The following is a 13,844-nucleotide window of genomic DNA, read 5'->3' on the forward strand; positions in this document are numbered from 1 at the left end:
GGGTCATCTGGCGAACGTTCAAGACCGCCGTTCGGACAGCGGCTCCTCCCGCATCGCGAACGCCAGCACGAAGGCGACCGCCATAAGCGGCACGGTCCAGCCGAAGACGGCGTGGAAGGCCGCGGTGCTCTCCGCCGCGCCCGGCCGTGGGGAGTGGAGTCCGGCGGCGAGGATCGCGCCGAAGAGGGCGGTACCGAAGGCGCCGCCGAGCGTGCGGCAGAAGTTCAGTACGGCCGTGGCGGCGCCCACGTCCTCGTGCCCGACCGTGTTCTGGCCGGCCAGCAGCGCGACCTGGACGAAGAAGCCGGTCCCCGCACCCGCGACCGCCAGCGGGACGATCAGCCACAGCGCCCCCGTGTGCGGTCCGGCGCGGCTGACGAGCGCCATCGCGCCACCGGCCAGCACCGCGCCCGTCACCGGATAGAACTTGTAGCGCCCCGTCCTTGCGATCACCGGCCCCGAGAGCGCCGCAGCGGCGACGAGGCCGAGCAGCAGCGGGATGACGAACAGCCCGGCCTCGAAAGCGGACTTGCGCTGCACGAGCTGCAGGAACATCGGTACGTAGAGCATTCCGGCGAACAGCACCATCCCTACGAGCAGGTACTGCGCCGACGCCAGAGCGAAGACCGGGCGGCGGAAGAGCCGCAGCGGCGTGATCGGATCGCCCGCCCGGCGCTCGACGAACAGGTACAGGACCAGGGAGGCGCCCCCGAGAGCGATCAGCGCCAGGATCACGGGCGAGCCCCACGCATAGCGGTCGCCACCCCACGTGGTGACCAGCACGACGGACGTGGTGAACACGGCGGCCACCAGCGCCCCGAGGACGTCCACCCGGCCGGCCGCCTCCGCCGGCCGCGGCAGATGGAGCCGCAGCGCGACGACCACGAAGGCGACGGCGCCGATCGGCAGGTTGACGTAGAAGATCCAGCGCCACGACAGCCCGTCGGCGAACGCGCCCCCGAGCAGCGGCCCGGCGACGAGCGCGAGCGCGGCGACCATGCCCAGAAGCGCCTGGTGCCGGGCCCGTTGCCGCGGTGCCGCCAGATCGCCGGTGACGGCCATCACGAGCGAGATGATGCTGCCGCCGCCGATGCCCTGCAGGGCGCGGCAGAGAGCGAGATACGGCACGCTGTCGGCGGTGGCGCACAGCAGGGAGCCGCACAGGAAGACCGACAGGGAGAACTGGAAGATCCTCTTGCGGCCGTACATGTCGCCGAGCTTGCCGAAGACCAGCGTGCTCACGGCGCTCGTCAGCAGATAGGCGGTCGCGATCCACGGAACGTCGGTGGCGGTGCCGTGCAGGTCCCGGGCGATCGGGGGCAGGGCGGTCGTGACGATCGTCTGGTCCAGACTCGCGACGAACAGCGCCAGCATCAGCGGAAGCATCACCACCACGGTGCTGCCGCGGGTCACGGACCGGCTCCGGGCACGTCTCCGCCCGACGGATGTTCCGGATGGGTGCGGTTGCGGCATATCCACCACAACCAGGCCGCATAGTCGGCGCAGGCCCGCGCCGAAGCGTGCCACCGGGCGTGGCCCTCGCGGGCGTGGAGGCGTTCACCCAAGGCGTGTGCGGCGACGCGCAGCACCGCACCGGCCAGCGCCGTCGTCCTGTGCTCCTCGGCGCACAGCACCCGCATCATGCGCTCGCGTTCGGCGGCGCTGTCCCGCAGGACCGCGTACAGGCTCGCGCGCAGCTCGGTGGTGGGCCGGCCGGGGTCGCAGAAGAGGCGGTGCAGGGCCGTGGCGAGGTGTTCGCCCGCGCGGCCGGCGGCCCGTCGGCGGCGGCCGTGCTCGGCCACGCCCCTGGTGTGCGCGAGGCATTCGGCGTCCCGGAGCGCGAAGCTCAGCCCGGACGCGGTGAGCGGGTGGCAGGTGCCGACCGCGTCGCCCACCAGGGCGTACGGGCCGCGCCCGTGGAAGCGGCGCGGGCGCAGCCGGTTGGCGGCCCACTGGACGCTGCCGCGCTCCAGCGCATCGCGCAGGGCCTCGGCCATGTCCTCCGGGAGGAGGGGGGCGTAGGACCGGCGCAGGTAGGCCGGCAACGGGTCGGAGCGGAGCGGCAGTACAGGGACGTCGAGGGTCAGGCGTACGGTGTCACGGTCCAGCCGGTAGGCCAGGACGGGTCCGGGGGCGCCGACGAAGACATGGCCGTAGCCCTCCTTCGGCAGCGGGACGCCGCGTATCAGCAGCCCGGCCGTGCGCGAGACCATGGTGGCGGGAGCGGGGGCGGGGCGCAGCACGCGCCGGAGGAGGGACGTCTGCCCCTCGGCGCCGACGACGCGCCGCACGCGGACGTGGCGTGTGGGGCCGGCGTCCATGTCGTACGTGACGGTGGTGTGCTCGACGGACCGGACCCGGGCGCCGAGGGCCAGGGTGACGCCCGGGTGGTCGGACGCCCTGGCGCGGAGGGTGGCGACGAGGTCGTCGTGCCGGATGGTGACGGCGCGTTCGCCGTCGGGGCAGGGAAGCGTGATGGGCGTACCGCCGTCCTCGGGGTGCAGTACGAAGCCGAGAGCGGAGGTCGTGCGGGCCGTCGGCAGGTCGACGCCCAGCCGGCGCAGGGCGTCGAGGCCGGTGGGGTGGATCCACTCACCGGCGAGCCGCGCCGGCGGCCGGCGAGCCGCTTCCAGCAGCAGCACGCCGAGGCCGCGCCGCGCGTGCGCGAGGGCGGCGGCGCAGCCCGCCGGTCCCGCGCCGATGACGGCGACGTCGTACGCGACCGGGTTCATGGCTTCCTGCGGCGGTAGCGCAGCAGGCAGGGGCGGCGGGGCGGAGCGATCAACACCAGGCGGGCCGGGCGGACGTCGGGGTCGACGAGTTCGAGGTCGAAGTCGCGGAGGAGGACACTCCAGAAGACTTTGATCGCCTGCAGGGCGAAGGTCATCCCCAGGCAGGGGTGGTTTCCTCCGCCGAAGCCGATCAGCGGGCTGGGAGTGGCGCGGTGTTCCGCGCGGGAGGCGTAGCGGTCGGGGTCGTAGTGGTCGGGGTCGCGGAAGACCTGGGGCAGACGGTGGGAGGCCGCCGGGCAGATCACCACCGTGTGACCGCGCGGCACCAGGTGGCCGCCGATGGTCACGTCACGGGTCGCGGTGCGCAGGATGCCGCGAGCGGACGGACGTAGGCGTTCCGCTTCCATCAGGCAGTGCCCCAACCAGTCCATCTCGTTCAGCAGTTGCAGGGTCGGGACCGATGTCGCACCGAAGAGCGCGTCCTGTTCGGCGCGTACGACATCCAGCCAGCGGGGGTGCCGCAGGAGGAGGACGCCCGTCCACGCGGTCTGCGCGACGGTGGTCTCGTAGCTGGCGAACAGCAGGCTCAGCATGACGGCGGCAGCGGCGTTCACGTCGGGTGTGGTGCCGTCCGGCCGGGGCGTGCCGGTGATCGTCTCGAACAGGCCGTGTTCGAGGCCGTGGGGACGGTCCCCGGGCGCGATGTCCTTGACCGCACGGGCGAGGGTGTTACGCGCCCGGTCCCTTCGGCGGTAGACCGGCAGCGGCGCCCTGGGGTCGATCACGAAGGACCAGTAGAAGGCGGACACCAGGTGTTGCAGCAGGGCGGGGAGGGACGGGCCCATCGCACGGCCGAACCGGGGCCCGATCAGGCAGTGGGCGGCGAAGAGCGCCGTCACCTCACGGACGGCGGTCACGAGGTCGGCCTCGCCGCTCGTGCCCCAGCCCACGGTGTACCGCTCGGCCTGTTCGTACATGGTCGTCACGTGCTGGGCCATGGCCTCACGCCGCAGCACCGGGCGCATGATCTTCTTCTGCCAGGTGACGAGTTCGAGAGCGTCGTCGAGCGCATGCCCCTCGCCGAACAAGGGGGTGAGGCGGCCGTTGCTGACGTCGCGGCTGAGTTCGCTGTCGTCGTGTCCCAGGACGGCGGCGTTGAGCTGCGGACTGCAGAGGGAGGCCACCTTCGTCCCCAGGAACCTGAAGGCGAGGGCTTCGCCCAGTGCGGCGTGGTGGCGCAGCAGGAATCCCCCGGGGTCACGGAAGAAGGGAACGGCGTGGCCGATCAGCGGCAGGCCCCCGGGCACGGTGGGCAGTTCCCGGGCCGTGTCCGGTCCGGAGCCCGGATGTTCCGCGTGGGCGGGGCAGTTCTGTGCGGGGTTCGGTGGGCGATCGCCGGTCATGGTCCTTCCTCCGCGCGGCGGGCGTGCCAGTGTCCGATGAAGAAGGCGCCACTGCGTGCACCCGTGCACAGCGCGCGGGCACCGTCGGTCATCATGCGCAGCAGGGGCGGCAGCTCGTCGCGGGGCGGCAGTTGCGCGACGAGTTCCTCCAGTTGGGCCCAGTTGGGTGACCAGTCGCCGACGTCCCGGCCGTCGCTGACGTGAACGTCCGTGAAGCCCGCAGCCGTCAGGTCCTGCCGGAGCTCGTCCACCGTCGCCAGCGCGGGCAGGCCGTGGGCCCGGCAGATGTCCTCGGCGATCCCGTCCGCCTCCGCTGCCGCCGCGCGCATCCAGTCGTACCCGGTCCACACCCCGCCCGGCCGCAGCACGCGGGCGACTTCGCGGTGGGCGCGGGGTTTGTCCGCCACGTGGCACAACGCCTGGATGCTGTAGGCGGCGGTGAAGACCGCGTCGTCGAAGGGCAGGGCGGTGGCGTCGGCGACGCGGAAGGAGACCTTGTCGTCCAGCTCCCGCTTCCGGGCGTTGTCCTCGGCTTCCCGGACCCGGGCGGCCACCAGGTCGGCCCCGACCACCCGCGCGCCGGTGTGGGCCGCGACGGTACAGGCGGGGCCGCCGACGCCGGAGCACAGGTCCAGCACGTACGAACCGGCCGTGAGCCCGGCCCGGTCGGCCAGGTCCCGCACATGGGCCTCGGTCGCCTCCTCGCGGCTCTGTCCGGGGAGATAGCAGGGGAAGTGCTGGTGGGGACCCCAGCTCTCCCGGTAGAGGTCCCCGGTCAGGGTGAAGTACTGCTCCACCATCGCGGTGGACTCGTCACGGCGGCGCCGGGGGTCGGCGGTAAGGGCCTGGAACCGTGCCGTCGCGTCGGTCTCAGTGGTCATGCCGCTCCTTGTGGTGTGAGCCGGGTGAGCCGACCGCCCGTAGATAGCGCCCCAGGGCCAGGGTCGGGAAGTAGGCCGAATAGAGGTGGTAGTTGAGCATCATGGTGGCGAAGAAGACCCCGTTGACCTGGTCGTCGCGCCAGGAACCGTCGGGCCGCCGGGCGGCGCACAGCCACCGGACGCCGCCGGTGACGGACGGGTGCCCGGGGCCCAGCGTGTCCAGCCCGGCCAGCACCGCCCAGCTGGTCATCTCGGGCAGGCCGTGGGCGAGCGCGATGTAGCGGCCCTCGGCACAGCTCCGCCAGTCCTCGCCCCATCCCCCGTCCGCCAGCTGCGTGGCGGCCAGCCACTGCCCCAGGGCGCCCAGGGCCGGATCTCCGGGCGAGGCGCCCGCCGCGCGGAGGCCACGGGCGGCGTGGAAGGCGGCGTAGGTGTAGTTGATGCCCCAGGAACCGGTGAAAGATCCGTCGGGGTTCTGGACCGAACGCAGGAAGGCGGCTCCCCGCCTGATCGCCGCGTCGGCCCGCCGTCGCCCCTCCGGGGGGAGGAGTGCGCGCATCCGGGCCAGCGCGGTGAGCGCGGAGCCGGTGCAGTCGACGGACGACGAATCGACCATGCAGTTGGCGAACATCTCCGTCGGGTTGAGTGCTTCCAGCCACCGGCCGACGCGTTGGCGGTCGAGTGTTCCGAAGCCGCCGTCACGGTTCTGCCGGTCGAGGATCACGTCCAGCGCACCGGGCAGGGACCACGGCGGGAGGTGCCGGGCGTCCGGAACGCTCAGCAGCGCGTTGACGGCCTCCGCCGTGCAGTCGCCGACCGGCCAGCGGCTGTCACCGTCGGAGAACGCCCAGCCTCCGATCACCGAGCGCAGGGGTGGCAACAGTCCGGGATAGGTGGTGATCTGGGCGTCACGCAGATAGGCGGACGCCCGGAGGACCGCCGGCCCCACCCGCTCCGAGCGGTCTTCCGCCCCCACTGCCAGGAGAGCGCTCACGGCGAAGGAGGTCTCCCACACGATGGCCCGGTCGCCGCAGACGCGCACCCCGTTCTTCTCGTCGGCCCAGCGCCAGTACTCCAGCCTGGCCACCGCCGCGTCGAGCAAGGGGTGACGCCGGTCGTGCGCGAACAGGACCAGGCACTCCACCAGCGCGTTCACCGAGGACAGGCCGTGCACCGGCGACGCGTGCTGCTCGTCGACGACCGCGCGGTGGCAGCGCTCCAGGGCGGCACGGCGCAGCCGACGGCTGTGCACGCGTTCCCAGCCGCGCATGACGTGCTGGAGGGTGCGCAGGAGGCGACCGCGTGGAAGGACGACATCGGGACGGCGCCCGTCCGCCGGGCCCGGTGCCGTGGCGGGGAACAGCTCGTCGCGGAGCTCGTCGGCCAGCGGGCCCAGGTCCGCGCGGAACCGTGCCCCGTAGAGGTAGCTCATGGCTTGGTAGAGCATCCGGGTCCAGCCGAGCAGCCGTTCCGGATGGAGCGGGACCCACCGGGGAAGGAGCATCGCCTCCGGCGGGAACGGGGCCACCTCGCGATAGGGCACCAGGCCGAGCACCGCCAGCCAGAACATCCCCCACTGCGGTACGGCCCGCGCACCGCCCGGCTGCGCGCCGAGCCACTTCCCGGCCTCGGCGGCCGGCGGTTCGTCCGGCCCCACGCCGAGCAGGCGCAGAGCCACGTAGGCCAGCAGCGTGGCGTACGGCGAAGCAGGGCCCGCGGGGTGCATGCCCCAACCGCCCTCCGGGGTACGCGTGTTACGGAGGTGCGTGATCATCCCCTGCCGGGTCGTCTCGTCCGGTGGGCGGCCCAGCACCCGCGTGACGATGACGTACTGGGAGAGGATGGTGGTGTTCCACTCCATCTCGCTCTCCCAGGACCCGTCGTCGGACTGAAGCCCGAGGAGTCGCGCGCAGGCGGCGTCGTACGCGGCGTGTACGTCCGGAACGGGATCACCGGCGTGCATTGGGAGGCGCTCCTTCCACTTGCGTGTCGGTCAGCGATGGCGCGGTGGGGCGTTGGTGCGTTGCCGGGCGACGAGTGACAAGCGACGAGTGCGAGAAGGATGACGAGTGCGAGAAAGATGAGGTCAGACCGCTGGTTTGAGCCTCGCGCGGGAGTCGGGCCGGGTGTGCTGCGGCGTTGCGCACCGACGGCACGCCCTGGATCGCCCCCCAGTGCTATGCATGGCCGCTTTGCCGGGATGAGGAACCGCCGTTCATTCGGACAGGTGGTAAATACGCCTGGCCGTACGATGAGCGTGCGAGCGGTTCCGGCCATGCCGGAAGGCACGGAAGCGGGCCGAGCAATCCCGGTGCACAGGCGCAGGGTTGCGACCGGGCACCGGCACTCGGCCCGCACCGCTCCCCGGGTCAGCCCCGCTGCCGACGGGCCTGCTTGAGCTCGCGGTTGATGGCCCAGGCGTCGGCGACCGGCCCGATGTGCTCGAGCTTGTCGGGGTTGAGCACCGAGCGGATCGCCTGGATCTGTCCGTCGAGCACATCGAGGGCCATGGTGTGGATCACCTTGCCGTCCCGGTCGCGGAAGATCGCACCGGGCTGGCCGTTGACCTCGTGCAGTTCGAACGTCACCTCGATCCGGCTCATCCAGGGGTAGACCGTGCCCAGCAGCCGGGCCACGTTCTCCGCGCCGATGATGGCCCTGGCCAGCTGCGGCGCCTTGCCGCCGCCGTCACCGACCAGCTGCACGTCTGCGGCCAGCAGGTTCTGCAGCCCGCCCACATCGCCGTTCTTCAGCGCATCGAAGAATCGTTTCGCCAGTTCCTGTCGCTCCTGACGGTCGGCCTCGAAGCGCGGCCGCCCGGCCTCCATGTGCCGCCGCGCCCGCACCACCAGCTGCCGGCACGCCGCCTCCGAACGTCCCACCGCCGCGGCGACCTCGTCGAACCCGAAGCCGAACACCTCCCGCAACAGGAAGGCCGCCCGCTCCAGCGGGCTGAGCCGCTCCAGCAACAGCAGCGCCGCCATCGACACCGAGTCGGCCAGCTCCACCGACCGCGCCGGATCCTGATACGGGTCGCTCAGCAGCGGCTCGGGAAACCACGGCCCCACGTACTCCTCCCGCCGCACGCGCGCCGAGCGCAGCACGTCGATCGAGATCCGCGTCACCGCGGCCGACAGAAACGCCTTGGTCGACGTGGGCCGGGTCGACGAGCCGTCGAAGCGCAGCCATGTCTCCTGCACCGCGTCCTCGGCCTCACTCACACTGCCCAGAATCCGATAGGCGATCGAGAACAGCAGCGGCCGCAGCTCCTCGAACTCCTCAACCTTGCTCACGCCGTTTCCTCTCCCCCTGAAACCCTCTCACCTGGCCGTATTCACCGGCCCAGGCGTCTCGTGGTGATCATCCGCACCACCGGCGGGCCAGATTAACGCCCCGGACCCGAGGGCCCGGAGCCGCAGCCGGGCCCCGAGCCGGTCGCCGATGCCGATGTCGATGCCGCTCAGTGGAACTGCCCGGGCTCGTAGTCGCCGGCCGGCTGCCGGGTGATGACGTTCAGCCGGTTGGCCATGTTCATGAAGGAGATCAGGAGCACCAGGGCGGTGAGCTGCTCCTCGTCGTAGTGCTTGGCGGCGTGCGCCCACACCTCGTCACCGACCCCGCCGGCCGCGTCCCCGACCCGGGTCCCCTCCTCCGCCAGCTCCAGCGCGGCACGCTCGGCCTCGGTGAAGACCGTGGCCTCACGCCACGCCGCCACCAGGTTCAACCGCACCGAGGTCTCGCCGGCGGCAGCGGCCTCCTTGGTGTGCATGTCGATGCAGACGGCGCAGCCGTTGATCTGGCTCACGCGCAGCGAGACCAGTTCCTGCGTCGCGGCCGGCAGCGGCGAGTCCTTGAGAATCTTGCCCACCGCCATGAGGTGCTTGATGGCCTTGCCGGCCATCGGGGCGGTGAAGAAGTTCAGTCGCGCGTCCATGGTGTGCTCCTCAGTGGTCGTCAATGCCTACACCCCTGAGACGAGGCAGCCCTGCCCCCTGTGACACGGGCGAATGTGACCTGCGTCTCCCGACCCCGTCCGCCTGTCCGGTGGTTCGTGTAACCCGTCAAAGCCCTGATCGTTTAGGCCAGTGGCGGACGAATCGAAGAAGGTGGAGCAGATGAACCGCATCGCTGTACGAACTCGCTGGGCCCTGCGGGCAGTCGCCGCGACAGTCGGAGCCGCGGCCCTGTTCACCGCCACGGCGTCCCCGGCGTCCGCGAACTGGGGAGGGTGCGGGGGTCAGACCTGTCTGGAGGTCGAGGGCTCGGGGCTGTACGTAGCGCGCCTCACCGTCACCCCCGCGCCGGGCTCCCAGTTCTACGGCCACTTCCGCCTGTACGGCCCCGGCGTCAAGGGCCAGAGCGCGGTCGCGCACTGGCACAAGGGCTCGCGGTACGGCGTCGCGGTGGGCCACGGCGTGGGCAACCACACCAAGTTCTGCGCCGAGGGGGTGGAGCACGACGCCTCCGGTGCCGTGAAGCGGGCCGTCGGCCGGGCCTGCGTCGACGTCCACATGTGACGTGGGAGGGGGTGCGGGCGCCGCCCCTGCCCGGGGCGGGCCCCACCCCCCTCATCGGGCGGTCGTCCCTCCCGCCTACCTCCGTCAGCCCTGGGTGCCGTTCTGGTCGACGGGGTACAGGCCGAGCTTGCTCTCGGGATCGGCGGGGTTGGCGCCCTTGACGTCACCGACGTAGAGGTTGATGCGGGCCTTGTAGCGGTCGAGGGCGGCGCGGTCGCTCATGAAGTTGCCGAGGCCGAGGGGGTTCATGTTGTCGTAGTCGAAGATGCCCTTGCGGCCGGCCGGGGCGGCGACGTCGGTACGGGCGCTCCAGCCGTACGAGGTCTGCTGGTACTGCTTCGACAGGATCCAGCTCATGTACAGCTTGGCGGCGGCCTTGTGCGGGGCGTCCTTGAGGATGGCGCCGGTCTGCGGCCACGCGACCCAAGGCGACTTCTCGGGGATGCTCGTCTTCGACAGGCCGCTGGAGCTGCCCGAGCTGCCGAAGTTCGCCACGTAACCGTCCTTGCCGACCAGGGCGGAGGCGTCGGCGGTGCCGCGGACGAGCTTGGGGTTCTGGGCGCGCAGCTTCTTCAGGTAGTCGAAGCCGTACGTGTCGGTGAGCTGCTTGAAGTAGTACAGGACGGCGTCGTCGTCGTTGGGGTAGGTGAAGACGAGCTTGTCCTTGTACTCGGGCTTGAGGAAGTCCTGGGCCTCGACGGGGGCGTTGTCGCCGAGCGTGGTGGCGGTGACGTTGGCGAAGCCGATGAAGAACAGGCCGGTGTAGTAGCCGTCCTTGTCCTTGACCTTGTCGTAGACCTTGCTCCAGCCGACCGGCTTGTACTTCTCCAGGGCCCCTTCCTTCTTCCAGCGCGGGAAGTCGTCGAGGGTCTGGAGGTGGACGACGTCGGCCACGACCTTGTGCTCGGCGATCTGGTTGTCGAGGCGCGCGTCGTGGTTCTTGCTGAAGTCGACGACGGTGTCGACCTTCATCTTGGGGAACTTCTTGACGAACGCGTTCTTGAGGTAGTCGGCCTGGCCCGGCTTGTCGCCGCCGGCGTAGACGACCAGACGACCGCCCTCGGCGACGGCCTCCTCGTAAAGCTTCTGCAGCTGCTCGTCCTCACTCGCGTTCTGCGACGCCGGGCGGGCGGAGGGGGTGGCGGCAGCGACGGTGGCGCCGCTCGCGGCGAGTACGCCGACGGCGGTGGCTACTGCCCAGGCCTTGCGGGTGGACTTCACAGCAACTCCTTGGTGAGGGGATCTCTGGCTCTTGAAACTTCAAGCAGCCCGCTCGACGCACACCCTACGTCTTTGAATGTTCAATAAACATAAAGCGTCGACCGCTGGCGCCCGGATACCCCCTAGGGGTAATGGGCCCACATGCCCATCACGCCGGCCTCCGGGCCGGCACGAGCAAGCCGCCCCCCGCCAAGCCCCCCACCCTGACCAGCGGAAATCCGCGTCGACCGGGCATGACTCCACCCTCGCCCCCGGATACCCCCCGGGGGTTGCCATAGATACCCCCCGGGGGTATAAATCTCTATGGGTGCTCCGCGAGGCACCCACAGACGGATCAACGACCGGAGGCACCCATGTCCTGCTGCTCCCCCGAAAACAACTGCTCCGGCTCCGCCACCCCGCTCGGCGAGGCGGTCGCAGGCGTCACCACCGTCTACAAGGTCAAGGGCATGACCTGCGGCCACTGCGAGACCGCCGTCACCAAGGAGGTCTCCGCCGTACCGGGCGTGTCCGGTGTGACCGTCGACGTGGCCACCGGCCTGGTCACCGTCACGACCACCGACGAGCCCGACGACGCCCGGATCGCCGACGCCGTCGACGAGGCCGGCTACGAGCTGACCGGCCGGGCCGTGAACCTCTCCGCCCACTGATCCCCGGCCGGCGGCGCGGCGCTCACGCCGCCGTCGGCCCATCCGCCGGGGCCCGGTCCCGCCCGCCCCATCCGCGCACGAGGAGCATCATGAGCATCACCGCACCTGCCACTGCCCCAGCCGAAGTCGAGTTGGCGATCGGCGGCATGACCTGCGCCTCGTGCGCGGCCCGCATCGAGAAGAAGCTCAACCGCATGGACGGCGTGGAGGCCACGGTCAACTACGCGACGGAGAAGGCCAAGGTGGTCTTCGGCGCCGGCGTGGAGGTGGCCGACCTGATAGCCACGGTGGAGCAGACCGGCTACACCGCCGCCCTCCCCCGGCCCCCGGCCGTCCCCGCCACCGGCACCGGCACCGGCACCGGCACCGACGGCTCCGAGGCCGGGCAGCAGGCCGCACCCGACGCCCTCGCACCGCTGCGGCAGCGTCTGATCACCGCGATCGTCCTGTCCGTGCCCGTAATCGCCATGGCGATGGTGCCCGCCCTGCAGTTCACCAACTGGCAGTGGCTCTCCCTGACCCTGGCCGCCCCCGTCGTCACGTACGGCGCCTGGCCGTTCCACAAGACCGCGTTCACCAACCTGCGGCACGGCGCCGCCACCATGGACACCCTGGTCTCGGTCGGCACGTCGGCGGCGTTCCTCTGGTCCCTGTGGGCTCTGTTCTTCGGTACCGCCGGCATGGCGGGCATGACCCACCCCTTCGAGTTCTCCCTGTCCCGGAGCGACGGCAGCGGCAACATCTACCTCGAGGCCGCCGCCGGAGTGACCGCGTTCATCCTGGCCGGACGCTACTTCGAGGCCCGCTCCAAGCGCCGGGCCGGCGCCGCGCTCAAGGCGCTGATGGAGCTGGGCGCCAAGGACGTCACCGTGCTGCGCGACGGACGCGAGGTCCGCGTCCCCGTCGCCGAACTCGCCGTCGGTGACACCTTCGTGGTCCGCCCGGGCGAGAAGATCGCCACCGACGGCGTCGTCGAGAACGGCAGCTCGGCCGTGGACGCGAGCATGCTGACGGGCGAGTCGGTGCCGGTCGAGGTGTCCGCCGGTGACGCGGTCACCGGCGCGACCGTCAACGCCGGGGGGCGCCTGGTCGTCCGCGCCACCCGCGTCGGTGCCGACACCCAGCTCGCCCGCATGGCCCGCCTGGTGGAGGACGCCCAGAACGGCAAGGCCGCCGCCCAGCGCCTGGCCGACAAGATCTCCGCTGTCTTCGTCCCCGTCGTCATCGTCCTGGCCCTGGCCACCCTCGGCTTCTGGGTCGCCACCGGCGAAGGCTGGACCGCCGCTTTCACCGCGGCCGTCTCCGTCCTGATCATCGCCTGCCCCTGCGCCCTGGGCCTCGCCACCCCGACCGCCCTCATGGTCGGCACCGGGCGCGGCGCCCAGCTCGGCGTACTGATCAAGGGGCCGGAGGTCCTGGAGTCCACCCGCAAGGTCGACACGATCGTCCTCGACAAGACCGGCACCGTCACCACCGGCAAGATGACCCTGCTCGGCGTCCACCTCGCCGAGGGCGAGGCCGAGGACGAGGTGCTGCGCCTGGCCGGCGCCCTGGAGCACGCCTCCGAGCACCCCATCGCCCAGGCCGTCGCCGCGGGCGCCACCGAGAAGGTCGGCGCCCTCCCCGTACCGGAGGACTTCGCCAATGTCGCCGGCCTCGGCGTCCAGGGTGTCGTCGAGGGCCACGCCGTCCTCGTCGGCCGCGAGAAGCTCCTCGCCGCATGGGCACTGTCCCTGCCCACCGAGCTACGGCAGGCGAAGGCCGGCGCGGAGGCGGCGGGCCGTACGGCGATCGCCGTGGCGTGGGACGGTCGGGCCCGCGCGGTCCTCGAGGTCGCCGACGCGGTCAAGCCCACCAGCGCCGAGGCCCTCACCCGGCTCCGTTCCCTCGGCCTGACGCCGATCCTGCTCACCGGCGACAACAAGGCTGTGGCCGAGGCCGTGGCCGCCGAGGTCGGGATCGCCCCCTCCGACGTCATCGCGGAGGTCATGCCCGAGGACAAGGTCGACGTCGTCAAGCGCCTGCAGGCCGAAGGACGTTCGGTCGCCATGGTCGGTGACGGCGTGAACGACGCCGCGGCCCTGGCCCAGGCCGACCTCGGACTGGCCATGGGCACCGGCACGGACGCCGCCATCGAGGCCGGCGACCTGACCCTCGTACGAGGCGACCTCCTCGCCGCCGTCGACGCCATCCGCCTCGCCCGCAAGACTCTCGGCACCATCAAGTCCAACCTCTTCTGGGCCTTCGGCTACAACGTCGCGGCCCTCCCCCTCGCTGCCGCCGGCCTTCTCAACCCCATGATCGCCGGAGCCGCGATGGCCTTCTCCTCGGTCTTCGTCGTCGCCAACAGCCTCCGCCTGCGCCGCTTCCGCAGCGCACACTGATCGTCCACCGCCACCACCCGCGCCCGGCGCCGCACACGCGGCACCGGGCGCTCCGC

General features: G+C 71.5%; 11 protein-coding genes. 3 read left to right on the forward strand and 8 right to left on the reverse strand.

Annotation, left to right across the window (positions count from 1 at the left end):
* Positions 1–18 precede the first annotated feature (18 nt).
* The 7 genes from ACIGXW_RS15265 to ACIGXW_RS15295 all read right to left on the reverse strand — a co-directional run bounded on the left by ACIGXW_RS15265 (position 19) and on the right by ACIGXW_RS15295 (position 8,950).
* Positions 19–1,413 (reverse strand): MDR family MFS transporter, encoded by a 1,395-nt coding sequence (locus tag ACIGXW_RS15265; protein ID WP_399573389.1) that lies wholly within the window; start codon positions 1,411–1,413, stop codon positions 19–21.
* Positions 1,410–2,732, reverse strand: coding sequence for an FAD-dependent oxidoreductase (locus ACIGXW_RS15270; RefSeq protein ID WP_399573391.1), 1,323 nt, complete (start codon positions 2,730–2,732; stop codon positions 1,410–1,412). The genes ACIGXW_RS15265 and ACIGXW_RS15270 overlap by 4 nt, the downstream gene beginning before the upstream one ends.
* A complete protein-coding gene (locus ACIGXW_RS15275; protein ID WP_399573392.1) occupies positions 2,729–4,135 on the reverse strand; it encodes a cytochrome P450 in 1,407 nt (468 codons plus the stop codon). The genes ACIGXW_RS15270 and ACIGXW_RS15275 overlap by 4 nt, the downstream gene beginning before the upstream one ends.
* A complete protein-coding gene (locus ACIGXW_RS15280; RefSeq protein WP_399573393.1) occupies positions 4,132–5,016 on the reverse strand; it encodes an SAM-dependent methyltransferase in 885 nt (294 codons plus the stop codon). The genes ACIGXW_RS15275 and ACIGXW_RS15280 overlap by 4 nt, the downstream gene beginning before the upstream one ends.
* Positions 5,006–6,979, reverse strand: a complete 1,974-nt coding sequence (locus ACIGXW_RS15285; protein WP_399573394.1) for a prenyltransferase/squalene oxidase repeat-containing protein — start codon at positions 6,977–6,979, stop codon at positions 5,006–5,008. Before ACIGXW_RS15285 ends, ACIGXW_RS15280 begins: the two co-directional genes overlap by 11 nt.
* A gap of 406 nt (positions 6,980–7,385) precedes the next feature.
* A complete protein-coding gene (locus tag ACIGXW_RS15290) occupies positions 7,386–8,309 on the reverse strand; it encodes an RNA polymerase sigma-70 factor (RefSeq protein WP_399573395.1) in 924 nt (307 codons plus the stop codon).
* Positions 8,310–8,476: 167 nt separating this feature from the next.
* Positions 8,477–8,950, reverse strand: coding sequence for a carboxymuconolactone decarboxylase family protein (locus tag ACIGXW_RS15295; RefSeq protein ID WP_399573396.1), 474 nt, complete (start codon positions 8,948–8,950; stop codon positions 8,477–8,479).
* Between the two features lie 181 nt (positions 8,951–9,131).
* Here ACIGXW_RS15295 and ACIGXW_RS15300 point away from each other — a divergent pair, with 181 nt between their 5' ends.
* On the forward strand, positions 9,132–9,533 hold the full coding sequence (locus tag ACIGXW_RS15300; protein ID WP_143170168.1) for a hypothetical protein: 402 nt from the start codon (positions 9,132–9,134) through the stop codon (positions 9,531–9,533).
* An 84-nt stretch (positions 9,534–9,617) separates the two neighbouring features.
* Here ACIGXW_RS15300 and ACIGXW_RS15305 read toward each other — a convergent pair whose 3' ends face one another.
* Entirely contained in the window at positions 9,618–10,754 is a 1,137-nt protein-coding gene (locus tag ACIGXW_RS15305) for an ABC transporter substrate-binding protein (RefSeq protein WP_399573397.1), read from the reverse strand.
* Positions 10,755–11,107: 353 nt separating this feature from the next.
* Between ACIGXW_RS15305 and ACIGXW_RS15310 the strand changes: the two genes are divergently transcribed.
* On the forward strand, positions 11,108–11,404 hold the full coding sequence (locus tag ACIGXW_RS15310; protein ID WP_399573398.1) for a heavy-metal-associated domain-containing protein: 297 nt from the start codon (positions 11,108–11,110) through the stop codon (positions 11,402–11,404).
* 89 nt (positions 11,405–11,493) lie between these two features.
* The gene (locus tag ACIGXW_RS15315) at positions 11,494–13,788 is read left to right on the forward strand and encodes a heavy metal translocating P-type ATPase (protein WP_399573399.1); all 2,295 of its coding nucleotides are present in this window, start codon (positions 11,494–11,496) and stop codon (positions 13,786–13,788) included.
* Positions 13,789–13,844 lie beyond the last annotated feature (56 nt).

Origin of the sequence: Streptomyces sp. NPDC053079, assembly GCF_044546695.1 — a bacterium.
In the GTDB taxonomy this organism is placed as follows: Bacteria; Actinomycetota; Actinomycetes; order Streptomycetales; family Streptomycetaceae; genus Streptomyces.